This is a genomic window from Teichococcus wenyumeiae (assembly GCF_003696345.1).
Taxonomy (GTDB): domain Bacteria; phylum Pseudomonadota; class Alphaproteobacteria; order Acetobacterales; family Acetobacteraceae; genus Pseudoroseomonas; species Pseudoroseomonas wenyumeiae.
The window spans coordinates 304,122-319,752 of record NZ_RFLX01000001.1 but is presented as its reverse complement, the minus strand read 5'-3'; the positions used below and the strand labels follow the sequence as shown (position 1 = coordinate 319,752).

At 70.6% G+C, this 15,631-nt stretch carries 14 protein-coding genes; 3 read left to right on the top strand and 11 right to left on the bottom strand.

From position 1 onward, the window contains the following. Positions 1-3 precede the first annotated feature (3 nt). The 6 genes from EBE87_RS01515 to EBE87_RS01490 form a co-directional block, all read right to left on the bottom strand. Positions 4-1,464: an amino acid permease gene (locus EBE87_RS01515; protein WP_120638859.1), complete on the bottom strand. Its 1,461-nt coding sequence runs from the start codon at positions 1,462-1,464 to the stop codon at positions 4-6. Positions 1,465-1,556: 92 nt separating this feature from the next. Continuing rightward, positions 1,557-2,882 (bottom strand): LLM class flavin-dependent oxidoreductase, encoded by a 1,326-nt coding sequence (locus EBE87_RS01510; RefSeq protein WP_120638860.1) that lies wholly within the window; start codon positions 2,880-2,882, stop codon positions 1,557-1,559. Further along, positions 2,879-3,445, bottom strand: coding sequence for a cysteine hydrolase family protein (locus EBE87_RS01505; protein WP_199707457.1), 567 nt, complete (start codon positions 3,443-3,445; stop codon positions 2,879-2,881). The genes EBE87_RS01510 and EBE87_RS01505 overlap by 4 nt, the downstream gene beginning before the upstream one ends. Then, the gene (locus EBE87_RS01500; protein ID WP_120638872.1) at positions 3,429-4,235 is read right to left on the bottom strand and encodes an amino acid ABC transporter ATP-binding protein; all 807 of its coding nucleotides are present in this window, start codon (positions 4,233-4,235) and stop codon (positions 3,429-3,431) included. Before EBE87_RS01500 ends, EBE87_RS01505 begins: the two co-directional genes overlap by 17 nt. Positions 4,236-4,251: 16 nt before the next feature. Continuing rightward, positions 4,252-5,133 (bottom strand): amino acid ABC transporter permease, encoded by an 882-nt coding sequence (locus tag EBE87_RS01495; protein ID WP_120638862.1) that lies wholly within the window; start codon positions 5,131-5,133, stop codon positions 4,252-4,254. Positions 5,134-5,149: 16 nt separating this feature from the next. Further along, entirely contained in the window at positions 5,150-6,031 is an 882-nt protein-coding gene (locus EBE87_RS01490) for a transporter substrate-binding domain-containing protein (RefSeq protein WP_158600909.1), read from the bottom strand. 169 nt (positions 6,032-6,200) lie between these two features. Here EBE87_RS01490 and EBE87_RS01485 point away from each other — a divergent pair, with 169 nt between their 5' ends. Continuing rightward, positions 6,201-6,626 carry a CBS domain-containing protein gene (locus tag EBE87_RS01485; RefSeq protein ID WP_233553262.1) on the top strand — a complete coding sequence of 142 codons (426 nt, stop codon included), beginning with the start codon at positions 6,201-6,203 and terminating at the stop codon, positions 6,624-6,626. On the opposite strand, the gene EBE87_RS01480 is transcribed toward EBE87_RS01485, so the two are convergent. Beyond that, positions 6,607-7,224 carry a hypothetical protein gene (locus EBE87_RS01480; protein WP_120638865.1) on the bottom strand — a complete coding sequence of 206 codons (618 nt, stop codon included), beginning with the start codon at positions 7,222-7,224 and terminating at the stop codon, positions 6,607-6,609. The genes EBE87_RS01485 and EBE87_RS01480 overlap by 20 nt on opposite strands. Here EBE87_RS01480 and EBE87_RS01475 point away from each other — a divergent pair. After that, the gene (locus EBE87_RS01475) at positions 7,214-9,172 is read left to right on the top strand and encodes an SLC13 family permease (protein WP_367604475.1); all 1,959 of its coding nucleotides are present in this window, start codon (positions 7,214-7,216) and stop codon (positions 9,170-9,172) included. The two genes, EBE87_RS01480 and EBE87_RS01475, sit on opposite strands and share 11 nt — an antisense overlap. A gap of 11 nt (positions 9,173-9,183) precedes the next feature. On the opposite strand, the gene EBE87_RS01470 is transcribed toward EBE87_RS01475, so the two are convergent. From EBE87_RS01470 to EBE87_RS01460, 3 genes are all read right to left on the bottom strand, one after another. Further along, positions 9,184-9,564 carry a response regulator gene (locus EBE87_RS01470; RefSeq protein ID WP_120638866.1) on the bottom strand — a complete coding sequence of 127 codons (381 nt, stop codon included), beginning with the start codon at positions 9,562-9,564 and terminating at the stop codon, positions 9,184-9,186. Then, a complete protein-coding gene (locus EBE87_RS01465) occupies positions 9,561-12,563 on the bottom strand; it encodes a response regulator (RefSeq protein ID WP_147426087.1) in 3,003 nt (1,000 codons plus the stop codon). The genes EBE87_RS01470 and EBE87_RS01465 overlap by 4 nt, the downstream gene beginning before the upstream one ends. 195 nt (positions 12,564-12,758) lie before the next feature. Beyond that, the gene (locus EBE87_RS01460; protein ID WP_120638868.1) at positions 12,759-13,922 is read right to left on the bottom strand and encodes a mandelate racemase/muconate lactonizing enzyme family protein; all 1,164 of its coding nucleotides are present in this window, start codon (positions 13,920-13,922) and stop codon (positions 12,759-12,761) included. Positions 13,923-14,039: 117 nt separating this feature from the next. Between EBE87_RS01460 and EBE87_RS01455 the strand changes: the two genes are divergently transcribed. After that, positions 14,040-14,912, top strand: coding sequence for a LysR family transcriptional regulator (locus EBE87_RS01455; RefSeq protein WP_120638869.1), 873 nt, complete (start codon positions 14,040-14,042; stop codon positions 14,910-14,912). Between the two features lie 6 nt (positions 14,913-14,918). On the opposite strand, the gene EBE87_RS01450 is transcribed toward EBE87_RS01455, so the two are convergent. Beyond that, positions 14,919-15,554, bottom strand: a complete 636-nt coding sequence (locus tag EBE87_RS01450) for a YidB family protein (RefSeq protein ID WP_158611635.1) — start codon at positions 15,552-15,554, stop codon at positions 14,919-14,921. Positions 15,555-15,631 lie beyond the last annotated feature (77 nt).

Sequence of the window (15,631 nt, the reverse complement as noted above, 5' to 3'; positions counted from 1 at the left end):
GCGTCACCGCGCCCCGCTGCCGTGCCGCAGCCGGGAGTGGTGGCGCCCGTAGAGGAAGTAAACACCGCAGCCCATGGCCATCCAGATGATCAGCCGCAGCCAGGTGTCGAAGGGCAGCCCGACCATCAGCAGCAGGCTGAAGGCGATGCCCAGCACCGGCACCACCGGGGCGCCCGGCGCGCGGAAGGGGCGGGCCATGCCGGGTTCCCGCCGGCGCAGGTAGAGCACCGCGCTGCAGACCAGCACAAAGGCGAAGAGGGTGCCGATGCTCACCATCTCGCCCAGGATGCCGATGGGCAGCACGGCGGCGATGAGGGCGACGGTGCCGCCCACCATTATCTGGCTGATCCACGGCGTGTGGCGGCGCGGGTGCAGGTGGGAAAAGACCGGCGGCAGCAGCCCGTCCCGCGAGATGGTCAGGAAGATGCGGCTCTGGCCATAAAGCAGCACCAGGATCACCGTGGTGAGACCGGCGATGGCGCCGATCTTGATGAGGCCGGAAAGCCAGGGCAGGCCGATGGCATCCGTGCCCCTGGCGATGGGATCGGCCACGTTCAGGGTGGGGTAGGGCACCAGCCCGGTGAGCACGCCCGCCACCATCACGTAAAGCAGGGTGCAGATGGTCAGGGAGGCGATGATGCCGATGGGCAGGTCCCGTTGCGGCGACTTGGCTTCCTGCGCCGCGGTCGAGATGGCGTCGAAGCCGATAAAGGCGAAGAAGACCACACCGGCGCCGCGCAGCACGCCGCTCCAGCCGTAATGGCCGAATTCGCCGGTATTCTCCGGCAGAAAGGGATGCCAGTTGGCCGGGGTGACATGGGCAGCGCCGACCAGGATGAAGATGACCACGATGGCAAGCTTCACCGCCACCATGATGTTGTTCAGCCGTGTCGATTCCTGCGTGCCCCGGATCAGCAACCCGGTCAGCACCAGCACGATCAGCGCCGCCGGCAGGTTAAACAGCGCGGCGACGCGTGAGCCATCGGCCAGTTCCACGATGCTGCCGGTGGCCTCGGTCAGCCTCGGCGGCAGGTACAGCCCGAAGCTGGCCAGCAGGCTGGTGACATAGCCGGACCAGCCCACGGCGACGGTGGCGGCGCCCATGGCATATTCCAGGATCAGGTCCCAGCCGATGATCCAGGCCATCAGCTCGCCCATCGTGGCGTAGGTGTAGGTATAGGCGCTGCCGCTGACCGGGATCATCGCCGCCAGCTCGGCATAACAGAGGCCGACAAAGGCGCAGGCAATGCCGCCGAGGATGAAGGACAGCACCAGCGCCGGCCCGGCATATTGCGCGGCGGCCGTGCCGGTCAGCACGAAGATGCCGGCGCCGATGATGGCGCCGATGCCGATGGCGGTGATGCTGAAGGGGCCCAGCGCCTTCCGCAGCCCGACCTCGCCGGCATCGGCTGAGGCGATGATGTCCGGGATGCTCTTGCGCGCGGTATAGGCCGCTCGGTCCATCAAAGGCTTTCCTGTTCCGGAGCCGGGTGGCCCAGGCGGTAAAGCCCGCGGCGACGGGATGGTTGCCGCCGCCGGATGGGGAGGGCGGCCGGCTACCCCGCCGGTTGCGGCACGCTGGCCTGGGCGGGATGCGCCGGGCGTGGCAGGCCCAGATGCTCGCGCAGGGTGCTGCCTTCGTATTCGGCGCGGAACAGGCCGCGCCGCACCAGGATCGGCACCACGCGGTCGATCACCTCCTCGAAGGGGCCGGGGTAATGCGTGGTCTTGATCATGAAGCCATCGGCGGCGCCGCTGCGGAACCAGGCTTCCAGGTCGTCCGCCACTTCCTCCGGCGTGCCGAAGAGCACGCGGTGGCCGGAACTGGCGGCGGTGTAGTCGCGCAATTCGCGCAGTGTCATGCGGTGCCGGCGGGCCACGGCGGCCAGTGTCACCGCATGGCCCTGCATCATGCCGGAAGGCGGCAGTTCCGGCACCGGCGCGTCGAGGTCGAAGCGGGAAAGGTCATGCCCCAGCCGGTCCGACAGCACGCGCAGCGCCGCATCCGGGTGGGCCAGTTTTGCGAGTTCGGCGATCCTGGCCTTGGCTTCCGCGGCATCGCGGCCCAGCACGATGCAGACGCCGGGCAGGATGCGGATGGCATCCCGCGGCCGCCCCGCCGCCGCGCAGCGGTCGCGCAGGTCCTGAGCGAAGGCGAGGGCGGCATCCATCTCCTGCTGCACGGTGAAGACCACTTCCGCCGTGGCGGCGGCGAGGTCCCGGCCGGCATCGGAGGCACCGGCCTGCAAAATCACCGGATAGCCCTGCGGCGGGCGGGTGATGTTCAGCGGCCCCTTTACCTTGAAGTAGCGGCCTTCGTGGTTCAGCACATGCATCTTCGTGCCATCGGCGAAGGTGCCGCTGGCCTTGTCGCCGACGATGGCGCCATCTTCCCAGCTGTCCCAGAGCCCCTTGGCCACCTGCAGGTATTCCGCGGCCATGGCGTAGCGCTCGGCATGCGGCGGGTGGCTGTCACGGCTGAAATTCGCCGCCGCGTCGGGGCTGGAGCCGGTGACCACGTTCCAGGCCGCCCGCCCGCCGCTGAGATGGTCCAGCGAGGCCAGGGCGCGGGCGACGTTATAGGGTTCGGAATAGGTGGTGGAGACGGTGGCGCCGAGGCCGATGCGGCCGGTGCACATGGCCAATGCCGAAAGCAGCGTCAGCGGCTCGAAGCGCACCATCATGCCGGGATGGGCATCGAGGCCGGTATTCACCGCATCGGCCAGGAAGAAGAGGTCGAACCTGCCGCGCTCGGCCGCCTGCGCCATGCGCCGCAGCAGCGAGAGGTTCTCCGAACCCCATTCCGCATCCGGCATCCGCCAGCCCGCGACATGCCCGCCGGCCCCCATGGCCAGTAGGCCGAGATGCATCATGCGGTTCATGCCAGTGTCTCCTGCCGCGTCATGTGGGCGCATTCCTCGGCCGTGGTGGTGATGCGCAGCATCGGTGCGCGGGCGGCCATGATGGACAGCGCGCCCTCCTGCACCGCCGGGGATTTGGCGGCGCAGGCATCCGCCACCAGCCGCACCTGCGCCCCGCCATCCACCGCCGCCAGCGCCGTGGCCAGCACGCAGCAATCGGCGGAAACGCCGCAAAGCGTGACGCGGGGCTGCGGCCCGAAGCGTTCGTAAGCGTCCGGCAGCCACTTCGAAAAAGTGTGGCTGGCCATGCTGGCATGCTGCCGCCAGGGCGCATCCACCGCCCAGAGCCAATCAGCCTCTGGCCGCAGCGCGAAGGGCCATTTCTCGTAATAGCGCGCCCAGCTTCCATCCGGCACCGCCGGCGGGACGAAGCGGGTGAAGAGCACGCGTTCCCCGAACAGCGGCACCAGTTGCGCGATGCGCGCCGAGGCCTCGGCCAGGGAAGGGGTGAACCAGGGGCTGTCGGGGTGGGAGAAGGCGGGTTGCAGGTCCACCACCATCAGCCAATCACGGTTCTCGTTCATCAGCATCCTCCCGCAGGGAACGCGCCAGGAAGGCCTGCACGCGTGGGTCGCGCGGCCGCGCCAGCACCTGCGACGGCGGGCCGGATTCGGCGATGACGCCATCCACCATCACCGCCACCACATCGGCCACCTCGCGCGCGAATTGCACCTCATGCGTCACGATGATCATGGTCATGCCGCTGGCGACGAGGTCCTTGATCACGTCCAGCACCTCGCCCACCAGATGCGGGTCGAGCGCCGAGGTCGGTTCGTCAAACAGCATCAGCTTCGGCTGCATGGCCAGGGCACGGGCGATGGCGATGCGCTGCTGCTGCCCGCCGGACAACTGGCGGGGAAAAGCGGCTTCCTTTTCCGCCAGCCCGACGCGTGCCAGCAGTTCGCGTGCGCGTGCCACCGCCGCCGCGCGGCTCTCGCCCCGCACGCGGATGGGGGCGTCGATGATGTTCTCCAGCACCGACAGATGGGGAAAGAGGTTGAAGTTCTGGAAGACCATGCCGATTTCGGCGCGCTGGCGGCTCAGCGCCGTCTCTCGCATGCGGTAGAAGGCGGTGCCGCGCTGCTCCACGCCGATCGGCACGCCATCGACAAAGACGATGCCGCGGTCGCAGGCTTCCAGCGCGTTGATGCAGCGGAGCAGCGTGCTCTTGCCGGCGCCGGAAGGGCCGAGCAGGCAGACCACCTGCCCGCGCGACGCTTCAAGGTTCACGCCCTTCAGCACGGTGTTGCGCCCGCGCTGCTTCCAGACATCGGTGATGCGCACCAGCGGCTCGGCGGCGGGGGCCATGTCCATGCTCACGGCCGCCCGCTCAGGCCATCGGCCCGGCATCGGCGGCGCCACGGCCGTAATGCCGCTCGATGAGGTGCTGGAGGGCGGACAGGATGCTGACCATGATCAGGTACCACAGCGCCGCCACGATCAGCAGCGGAATGGTCTCGAAGGTGCGGGAATAGATGGTCTCCACCGAATGCATCAACTCCCCCAGCGCCACCACGCTGGCGATGGAGGTGTATTTCAGCATGCCGATCACCTGGTTGCCGGTGGGCGGCACGATGGCGCGCATGGCCTGCGGCAGCACCACGACGCGGAAGGTCTGCCAGGGCCGGTGCCCCAGCGCCTTGGAAGCCTCGCTCTGCCCCGGGTCCACCGAGAGCAGGCCGGCGCGCACGATCTCTGCCATATAGGCGGCCTCGTTCAGCCCCAGCCCCAGCATGGCGGCGGTGAAGGAGGAAATGGCGACGGTGGAGGAAATCTCGAAGAACTTCGGGCCGCCGAAGGGAATGCCCAGCGAGATCTCGGGGAAGAGGGACGCCAGGTTGTACCAGAAGACCAGTTGCACCAGCACCGGCGTGCCACGGAAGAACCAGACAAAGGCATGGGCGCAGAAGCCCAGCACCGGGTCGCGCGACAGGCGCATCAACGCGACGCCGATGCCGATGACCGTGCCCATCACCATCACCAGCGCTGTCAGTTGCAGCGTCATCAGCACGCCGCGCAGCACATCGGCGCTGAACATGTGGCGGCCGACGATCTCCCACTGGAAGCCGGGATTGACCCGGACCTGGTACAGCACCCAGGCCGCCGCCAGCAGGATCAGCGCGACGCCAAGCCAGCGCCCGCGCCGGGGCGCCGGCAGGATGCGCGGCGCCGTGGCGGCCCCCAGCGCGGGCTCGTGCAGGCTGGTCGTCATCGCCCGGTCCTTCGCCTCAGAGCGGCGCGGGGTTGCGGATCTGCTCCACCGTCAGCGCGCCGTCGGGCACGCCGAAGCCGGCCAGCAGCGCGGCATAGCTGCCATCGGCCACCGCGCTTTCCAGCGCCAGGCGCAGCGCCGTCTCCAGCGCCGCGTTGTTTTTGGCGACGACGATGCCGGAGGTGGTGACCATGTCCGGCAGGGTGCCGCCGGTCATCTGCAGCTTCGGGTTGCCCTTTGCGATGTAGATGCCCACCGCGCGGGCCGTCAGGAAGCCATCGCCCCGGCCATTGGAGAGCGCGAGATAGGTAGCGGCGCTGTCCGGGAAGAACAGGAAGGCGATCTTCGGCTGTCCCGCCTGGACGCAATCGGCGGAGAGCTTCTCGGCCAGCCCGACCTGCGCGCTGCCCTGGGTCAGCACCAGCGTGCGGCCGCAGAGGTTGTCGATGTCCACTCCCGTCACGCCCTGCCGGGTCAGCAGGCCATAGCCGGAATTGAAATAGGGCAGCAGGTTCACGACCTTCAGCCGCTCGGCGGTGCGGCCGATCTGGTTGACGCCGATGTCGTAGCGGCCATTGACCACGCCGGGGATGATGGCGGGGAACTTGATGTCCTCGAATTCCGCCCTGAGCCCCAGCTTCTCCGCCAGCAGCTTCACCAGCCGGATGTCGATGCCATCGGCGCCGCCGCCTTCCGCCTGATAGGCGAAGGGCGGCCATTGCAGCGAGGTCGCGACCTTCAGCACGCCGGCGGCGCGCGTGGCTTCCGGCAACGCGGCGCGGGCTTCCTCGGCCACCGTCGCCGCCCGGGCCGCCAGCGGCTGCGCCAGCAGGGCGCAAAGGCCGAGCAGCGTGGCGGCCAGGCGGGTGCCGAATGTCCTGCGGGGCGAAGCTGTCATGACCGTGTCCTGATCCTGTTGCGCGGCGGCGCCATGCTGCGGCGCAGTTTCGCAGATTTTTACCCGGGTTTCGATTCCATGGCCGGGGCCGCGGCGGGCGTCAACGGCATGGGCCGCATCCCATGGCGGGTGCGGCCCGTTATCACCATCCCGGTCCTCAGGAGGCAGCATGGAAGTCGCGGATGTGATGAGCGCGGAGGTGGAGTTCATCTCCCCCGAGGCCACGGTGCAGCAGGCGGCCGAGATGATGGGGGAGCTGGATGTCGGCGCCCTGCCGGTGGGCAGCGCAGAGGATATGCAGGGCGTGGTGACGGACCGTGACCTGCTCTACCGCGTCGTCGCCGCCGGCCGGGACCCGAAGACGCTGCGGGTGCGAGAGGTGATGAGCGCCCCCGCCCTCTTCTGCCGCGCCGGCGACGATATCCGCGTGGCCATGGACCTGATGGCGGCGCAGAACGTGCGGCGGCTGGCGGTGCAGGATGCCGCCGGGCAGGTTTCCGGCTGGGTGACCCTGGCCGATATCTCCCGCCACCTGCTGGTGGACAGCGACCTGGTGCAGAACGCCCTGCGCGCCGTTACCGAGCAGCCGGCCTGAGCCGCCGCCGCCCGCTGCGCCGCTGCAGGTCGGAGGTCACGTCGGCCGGCAGCGCGAAGCAGGCGGCCAGGTAGTCCTGCCAGGCGCGGCCCACCGCGTCGCCGCCCACCAGCAGCGCCAGGGTATAGGCATGGGCGCCCAGCCCCGCCTGCCGCAGTTCCGCCAGCAGGGCGGGCAGGGACATCGGGCCGCGCCAGGCTTCCTCCAGCGAAGCGTGCTCCGCCGCGCCGCCGCCGATGCTGGGCAGCAGGGGGGGCAGAGTCTCGGGCCCGGCGCCGGTCATGCTGGCGGTGGCCACCATGGCGCGCAGCAGCAGCGCGCGCTGCGCTGGCTCCAGGCTCTGCAGGTTCAGTGCCAGGGGAAACAGCGTCTGGTGGCGGTTCTGCAGCCAGGCATGCAGCAGCTTGGCGGCCACCTGCTCCTGCAGCAGGTGCTGCGGCGGCTGCACCGGTGGGCGGTGCGGCGCCTCCAGGGCGGTCTCCGGCACCGTCACCTCGGGCGGCAGGCCCATCGCCTGCCGCTCCAGCAGGTGGCTTTCGCCGTCCCGGCCCTGGTCCTGGCCGAAGAGGCGCAGGATGCGCCACGGCATGGCGGTCATGGTGGCGGCTCCCCTTGTGGTCCGGCGTGGGGAGAACGGCCAGCCGGCGGCGGCGGTTGCCAGCGCGGGCGCGGCAACTCAGGGCGGTGCCGCCGGGTTCCGCCCTTTGTCTCGCCCTAGGATGAACCGCTATGCCCAGCCCGCCGCCACCCCGCACCTCCTCTCCGGCACCAGGCTGCGGGGCGGGCCGGTGACGCTGGACCAGGCGCTGGCCTTCGGCATCCTCAGCGTCACCGTCGGCCTCTTCCTCTGGGGCCGCATCGCTTACGACCTCGTGGCCCTGCTGGCGCTGCTGGCGGGCATCGTGACCGGCATCATCCCGGCGGACCGCGCCTTCTCCGGCTTCGCGGATGACGTGGTGGTGATCGTGGCCTCCGCCCTGCTGGTCAGCGCCGCGGTCGCGCGCTCCGGCGCGGTGGAGCGGCTGATGCGCCCGGTGCTGCCCTATCTCAAGACCACCGCCACCCAGGTGCCGGTGCTGGCGGGCGCCGTGCTGGTGGCTTCCATCTTCACCAAGAACATCGGCGCGCTGGCCATCTTCATGCCGGTGGCCTTCCAGCTCACGCGGCGCACCGGCACCTCGGCCTCCTCGCTGCTGATGCCCATGGCCTTCGCCTCGCTGATCGGCGGGCTGATCACCATGACCGGCACCTCGCCCAACATCATCGTGGCGCGGGTGCGGGCGGAGGTCACCGGCCAGCCCTTCGGCATGTTCGACTTCACGCCCGTGGGCCTCGGCATCGCGCTGGCGGGCATCGTCTTCCTGGCCTTCGGCTGGCGGCTGCTGCCGCGCGGCCGGCGCGCGCCCAGCGATGCCGGCCCGGCCATCGAGGACTACACCATCGAGGCCCTGGTGCCGGAGGGCGCGGCCATCGCCGGCAGCGACGTGGCGGCGCTGGAGGCCATGACGGAAGGCCGCGTCACCGTGGCCAGCATCATCCGCGAGCGCTTCCGCCGCTTCGTGCCCACCCCCGGCTGGACCATCCGCGCCGGGGACGTGCTGCTGCTGGAAGGCGACCCGGAGGAGCTGGAGCGCATCGTCGCCCGCGCCGGGCTGCGCCTGGCGGGGGAGGAGGGGGCGGAGGAAGCCAATGTGGTGGAAGGCGTGGTCACAGCCGAATCGCCGCTGGCGGGCTCCACCGCCGCCCGCTCCCGCCTGCAGCAGCGCTTCGGGCTGGGGTTGCTGGCGGTCAGCCGGCGTGGCCACCGCATCACCCAGCGCCTGGGCACGCTGCGGCTGCGGGCGGGGGATGTGCTGATCCTGCGCGGCAGCGCCGCCGCCATTTCCGATGCGCTGGGCGAGCTGCGCGTGCTGCCGCTGACGGAGCGCGCCATCACCCTCGGCCGCAGCCGGCGCTCCTGGCTGCCGCTGCTGGTGCTGCTGGCGGCCATGGGGCTGGTGGCGCTGCATGTGGTGCCGGTGGCCATCGCCTTCTTCGGCGCCGCCGTGGTGCTGCTGCTGCTGCGGACGCTGAGCAAGCACGAGGCCTATGACGCCGTGGAATGGCCGGTGCTGGTGCTGCTGGGCGCGCTGATCCCGGTCAGCGAGGCGGTGCAGACCACCGGCGGCACCGACCTGATCGCCGCCTGGCTGGAAGGCATGGTGCGCTACCTGCCGCCGCTGGGCGCGCTGGGGCTGATGATGGCCATCGCCATGGCAGTGACGCCCTTCCTCAACAATGCGGCGACGGTGCTGATGATGGGCCCCATCGCCGCCAGCCTGGCGCAGCGGCTGGGGCTGAGCCCGGATGCCTTCCTGATGGCGGTGGCGGTGGGCGCGGCCTGCGACTTCCTGACCCCCATCGGCCACCAGTGCAACACGCTGGTGATGGGGCCGGGCGGCTACCGCTTCGGCGACTATGCCCGGCTGGGGGCGCCGCTGACGGCCATCGTGCTGGTGGTGGGCGTGCCGCTGATCGCCCTGGTCTGGCCACTGGCGGGCCGCTGAGGCCCGCCCCCTCAGCCCTGTTCCTGCCGCGCCGCGAGCGCTGCGTCGATCTGCCCCAGCAGGCGGGAGAAATCGACCGGCTTCGGGTGGTAGTCGTCGCAGCCGGCCTCGATCACCTTGCTGCGGTCGCCGGACATGGCATGCGCCGTCAGCGCGATGATGGGCATGCGCGCGGTATCCTCCTGCCCGCGCAGGGTGCGGGCGACGGTCCAGCCATCCATCACCGGCAGGTTCATGTCGAGCAGGATGACATCGGGCCGCTCCGCCCTCGCCACATCCAGGCCCTGCTGCCCGTCATGCGCCAGCACCACCTCGAAGCCGCGCCGCCGCAGGCGGCGGGACAGGAAATCCCAGAGTTCCTCATGGTCCTCGACCAGCAGGATCTTCGTCATGGCTCTTGTCCTTCCTGGACGGTCGCGGAAACATGGAGGGGGCGTGCCGCGCCGGCGATGCGGCGCAGCTCGGTCACCAACTCATCGGGGATGCCATCCTCGGCGGGCATCACGCCATGCACCTTGCTGCGGAGCTGGCGCATCTCGGCCTCCTCCACCTCGCCATCGGTGAGGGCGACGATGGGCAGCGCGCTCCATTCCGCGCGTGCCCGCAACTCGCGGATCAGCGCGAAGCCGTCGCCGCCATCGGCGCCATGCACCTCCACCAGCAGCAGGGCGGGGCGGGGCTCGGTGGCCATGCGGGCCAGGGCGGCGCGGCGGTCGGCCGCTTCTTCCACCGCCCAGCCCTCGCGCTCCAGCAACTGGCGCAGCTCGGCGCGCTGGGCCTCGTCATGCTCCACCAGCAGCGCGGTGCCAGGGGCGGGCTGGGCGCGGTAGCGGTCCAGCACCCGCTTCAGCCGGCTCCATTCCACCGGCTTGTTCAGATAGTCGGCGGCGCCGAGGGAGAAGGCGAGGCCGCGCTCCTGCACCACCGTCACCATCACCACCGGCGTATCCGCCAGCTCCGGCTCCGCCTTCAGGGCGGAGAGCACGCCCCAGCCATCGAGGCGCGGCATCATCACATCCAGCAGGATGGCATCGGGGCGCAACTCGCGCGCCAGCCGCAGCCCGGTCTGCCCATCGGGGGCCGCGCGCACCACGAAGCCCTCCCGCGTCAGGAAGCGCATCAGCAGTTCCCGCGTCGCGGCATCGTCGTCGATCACCAGCACCAGGCCGTCGCGCCGCTCCTCGGGCGGCAGGGTGGCATCCACGGCGGCCTCGCCCACCTGCACGGCGAGGTCATCCTCTTCCACCCGCTCCTGGCGGATATCGGCGGGCAGGCGGATGGTGAAGCTGGTGCCCTGGCCGGGCGTGCTCTCCACCTCCACCCGGCCGCCCAGCATGGAGACGAAGGCCTTGGTGATGGCCAGCCCCAGCCCGGTGCCTCCGAAGCGGCGGGTGGTGGTGCTGTCGGCCTGGCTGAAGCGCTGGAACAGCCGCTCGATCTGCTCCGGCGTCATGCCGATGCCGGTATCGCTGACGCGGAAGACGATCCAGCCCTCCCGCCCCGGCTCGGGCCGGGCGGACAGGGTGATGCGCCCGCCCTCGGTGAACTTGGCGGCATTGCCCAGCAGGTTGAACAGGCATTGCCGCAGCTTCACTGGGTCGGAATGCATCTCCGGCAGGCCGGGCGCGATCTCCAGCTCCAGCCGGTTGTCCTTCTTGGCCACCAGCGCCTCGACGGTGGAGGCGACCTCGCGCAGCAGCGCGCCGGTGTCGAAATCCTCCGGCTGCACCTCCATCTTTCCCGCCTCGATCTTCGACAGGTCCAGCACGTCGTTGATCAGGGACAGCAGGTGGCGCGCATTGGAATTGATCTTGGCCAGGTCCTCGCGGAAGCTCTCGCCGCCGTCCAGGTCCTCGGCCTCTTCCTCCAGCATCTCGGAATAGCCGATCACGGCGGAAAGCGGCGTGCGCAGCTCATGGCTCATGTTGGCGATGAACTGGCTCTTGGCCATGTTGGCATCCTCGGCCGCCGCCTTGGCAGCCGTCAGCGCCTCCTCCGCCGCGCGCATCTCGGTGATGTCGGTATTGGTGCCGAACCAGCCGATCAGCCGCCCTTCGGGGAATTCCTCGTCCGGCGGCTCCCGCAGCGGCAGGGCGCGGGACAGGAACCAGCGGTACTGCCCATCCGCGCCACGCAGCGGAAAGGTATCCTCCCAGGCCTCGCCGGCGGCGATGGCGGCGCGGAAGCGGCTCACCACGCCCTCCATGTATTCCGGGTGGTGCACTTTCTGCCAGCCGGAGCCCTTCATGTCCTCTGGCGTGCCGCCGGTGAATTCGTACCAGCGGCGGTTGTACCACTGCACCTCGCCATTCTCGTCCGTCATCCAGGCCTGCTGCGGCACGGAATCGACGATCATCCGCAGCCGCGCCTCGCTGCGCCGCAGCCGGGCCTCCAGGCGGTTGCGCGCCGTCACGTCCATGGCGGCGACGCCGATGCCCTCCACATGCCCGCCCAGGGGAAAGAAGCCCATCTGCAACTGCCGCGACGGGCGGCCGGACGCGGGCGGCACCACCACTTCCACATTGCTCTCCGCGCGGCCGCTGCGCAGCACCTCGGCCACGCGGGGCTCGATCTGCCGCCGCACCTCCTCTGGCAGCGTGTCGCCCACGGCGCCCAGCACCCGCTCCCCCAGGTCGACCAGCGCCTTGTTGGCATGGTCCAGCCGCAGCCGGCGGTCGAGGAAGCCAAGGCCCACCGGGGCATGTTCCATCACCCCGTCCAGCAGCGCCGAGGCCCGCCGCTCCGCCCGCCGCCAAGCCAGGGCGTAAAGCGCCAGCGAAAGCCCCGAGAGCAGCAGCGCCACCAGCCCCAGCCCCGCCAGCCAGCCGGCCCGGCGTGCCCCGGCGGCGGCGCGTTCAAGCTGCGCCGCCCGGGTCTGCGCCTGCACCGCCTCCACCTCCGCCCGGAAGGCATCCATGGCCGCCTTGCCTTCCCGCGTCTCGATTTCGCGGATGGCGGCGGCCATGCCCTGGCTGCGGCGGGTGGCGATGGAGCGCTCGGCCCAGTCGATCCTGTCCATGGCCAGTTCCCGCAGCCGCCCGGCGGGCAGCCCATCACCCTCCAGCCGGGGCAGCAGGTCCCCGATGCTGGCGCGGCCACGCCGGTAGGGTTCCAGGAAGCTTTCGTCGCCCACCAGCACGAAGCCGCGCTGCGCGGTCTCGATATCCTTCATGGCGGAGAGCAGCGCCTCGGCCGCCAGCACATGGGCATTGGCGATCTCAGCGGCGGCATGGCCCCGGCGGGAGGCCAGCCAACTGGCGGTGCCGCTGCCCAGCGCGAGAAGGCCCAGCAGCACGGCGGCAGCCAGCACAGGGCGGGAACGGCGGGAAAAGACACGCCGCCCGAGGCGGCCGAAGAAAGAACCGGCGGGCGGCAGGGGAGCAGGAGACAAAGGCGTGGTTCCGACGCTGACCCCCTTTAACGCCGCCGGACCACCGCGGGTTGGCTCCTGAGGCCTGCCCTGCGGCGGCGAAGCCAGAGGTGGGGGAAGGCCGGGGAATGAATTCCCCTGACCCCATCTTTTTTCCTCGGGTCCGCCAGATGCCGCGGCAGCGCCGAGCTGGGGAATGCCTTCTCCCAGGCCTTCCTACTCCGCCAGTTCGCGCATCACCTTGATCAGGTCGGACTTCCCCTCGAAGCCGATGCCCGGCAGGTCCGGCATGGTGATATGCCCGTCTTCCACGCGCACGCCGTCCGGGAAGCCGCCATAGGGCTGGAAGAGGTCCGGGTAGCTTTCATTGCCGCCGAGGCCGAGCCCCGCCGCGATGTTCAGCGACATCTGGTGTCCGCCATGCGGGATGCAGCGGGAGGGCGACCAGCCGAACTGCCGCAGCACCTCCAGCGTCCGCAGGTATTCCACCAGGCCGTAGGAGAGGGCGCAGTCGAATTGCAGCCAGTCGCGGTCCGGCCGCATGCCGCCATAACGCAGCAGGTTGCGCGCATCCTGGTGCGAGAAGAGGTTTTCCCCCGTGGCCATCGGGTTCGGGTAGAATTCCGCAAGCGCGGCCTGCAGCGCGTAGTCCAGCGGGTCCCCGGCTTCCTCGTACCAGAAGAGCGGGTAGTCCCGCAGCATCTTGGCATGGGCGATGGCGGTCTCGAGGTCGAAGCGGCCATTGGCGTCGACGGCCAGTCGCGCCTCGCTGCCGATCTCAGCCAGCACCGCCTCGATCCGCGCGCGGTCCTCGGCGACCGAGGCGCCGCCGATCTTCATCTTCACGACGTTGTAGCCGCGGTCGAGATAGCCGCGCATCTCGGCCCGCAGCGCGCCATTCTCCTTGCCGGGATAATAGTAGCCGCCGGCGGCATAGACGAAGACGCGCGGGTCGGCTTCCCGCCCGTGGCGCTCGGCCAGCAGGCGGAAGAGCGGCTTGCCCTCGATCTTCGCCACGGCGTCCCAGACCGCCATGTCCAGCGTGCCCACGGCCACCGAGCGTTCGCCATGCCCGCCCGGCTTCTCGTTGCGCATCATCGCCGCCCAGACCTTGCCGGGGTCGAGGTTGTCGCGCGCATCGTCACGCAGGCTCTCGGGCGCGGCTTCCAGGATGCGGTCGCGGAACCGCTCGCGGATCAGCCCGCCCTGGCCGTAGCGGCCGTTGGAATTGAAGCCGTAGCCCACCACGCGGCGGCCGTCCCGCACCACGTCCGTCACCACCGCGACAAGGCTCGTCGTCATCTTGGTGAAGTCGATATAGGCATTGCGGATCGGCGAGGCGATCGGCTGGGTGATCTCGCAGACATCGACGATCCGCATGGGCTTTCCCTTCGCTGCCGCCGGGCGCTGTCGCACGGCTGGTGCCCCGGATAGGATCGTCGCGGCACGCTGCCCAATGCCAATATCGAGGTTCATCATGCAGATCCGGCATCGGCCATGGAGCTGAACTGGCTGGAGGATTTCCTGGCCCTGGCCGAGCACCGCAACTTCTCCCGCGCGGCGGCGGCGCGGAACGTGACGCAGCCCGCTTTCAGCCGCCGCATCCAGGCGCTGGAAGCCTGGGTGGGCACGCCGCTGGTGCTGCGCTCGCCACAGGGCGTGGCGCTGAACGCGGCGGGGGAATACCTGCGGGAACAGGCCGGGGCGCTGGTGCGCAACCTGCAGCAGATGCGGCGCGGCGCCCTGGCAGCGGCGGGGCGGGAAGGGGCGGCGCTGACCATCGCCGCCACCCATGCGCTGTCCTTCACCTTCTTCCCCGGCTGGGTGCGCGCCCATGCACCGCTGGAGACGCTGGGCACGCTGAACCTCGTTTCCGACAGCATGGCGGCCTGCGAGCGCATCCTGCTGGCGGGGGATGCCGACTTCCTGCTGTGCCACCACCACCCTGCGGCGCCGGCCCGCTTCGCGCCGGAGGCTTTCGACAGTGTGGTGGTGGGGCATGACCGGCTGCTGCCGCTCTCGGCGCCCGATGCCGGCGGCCTGCCGCGCTGGCGCCTCCCGGCGGGGCCGGCACGGCTGCTGGCCTATAGCGCGCCTTCCGGCCTCGGCCGCATCTTGGAGGCGACGCAGCGGCCGGCGCTGGAAGCGATCTTCACCTCGCCCCTGGCGGCGGCGCTGCTGACCATGGCGCGGCAGGGCCAGGGCATCGCTTGGCTGCCGGCCAGTCTGGCGGCAGAGGACCTCGCCGCCGGCCGCCTGCTGGAGGCGGGCGAGGCGGGCCATGCCGTGCCGGTGGAGATCCGCCTCTTTCGCCCGCGCCGCCGCCAGTCCCCGGTGGCCGAGGCCTTCTGGCGGGCGGCGAAGGACTAGCGCGCGTCAGCGTTTGCCGCGCAGGATATCGTTCATGACATTGCCAAGGTCGCCGTTGCCGCCGCCGCCCTGAGGCTCGGCGCCCGGCTGCGGCAGGGTGCCGTTGGGTGTCATGCGGTCCACGAACTGGGGCAGCACTTGGCGCAGCTCCTCCAGCAGGCTGGCGCGGTCGGTGCCGGCCTCCCGCGCCGCCTCATCCAGTTCCTGCGGGTCGAAATGCCGCTCCAGATCCTGGGCGGAGACCGGCTGGTTCTCGTTGGGGGAAACCCAGGAATCCACCTGCTGGCTCAGGCCCCGGCCGCGCATGCCGCCGAGCATGCCCGGCAGCCCGCCGAGCAGGCCGCCCAGGCCACCGGCGCCACCACCACCCAGCAGGCCGCCCAGCCCGCCTCCGGCAGTGCCGCCCGTTGTGCCGCCGCCGCCCGCGCCGCCGAGCAGGCTGCCCAGGATCTCGCCCAGGCCACCGCCGCCCTGGTGCTGCGCGCCGGCGGGGTGCTGCGCCACGCCGCCGGGTGTCTGCGCCTCGGCGCCCCGCTGTTTCATCAACTGGTGGATCAGAAAGGCGATCGCGGCCAGCTTCACGCCATTCGGCAGGCCGCCGGCGAGGCCACCGCCGGACCGGCCGGAAAAGAATCCGCTCATGGGGGGCATCTCCTGTGTGAAGACAACTGAGGGGTAGAACGCGCCGTGCCCCTGGATGTTGCCCCCGCTCCGCCGCC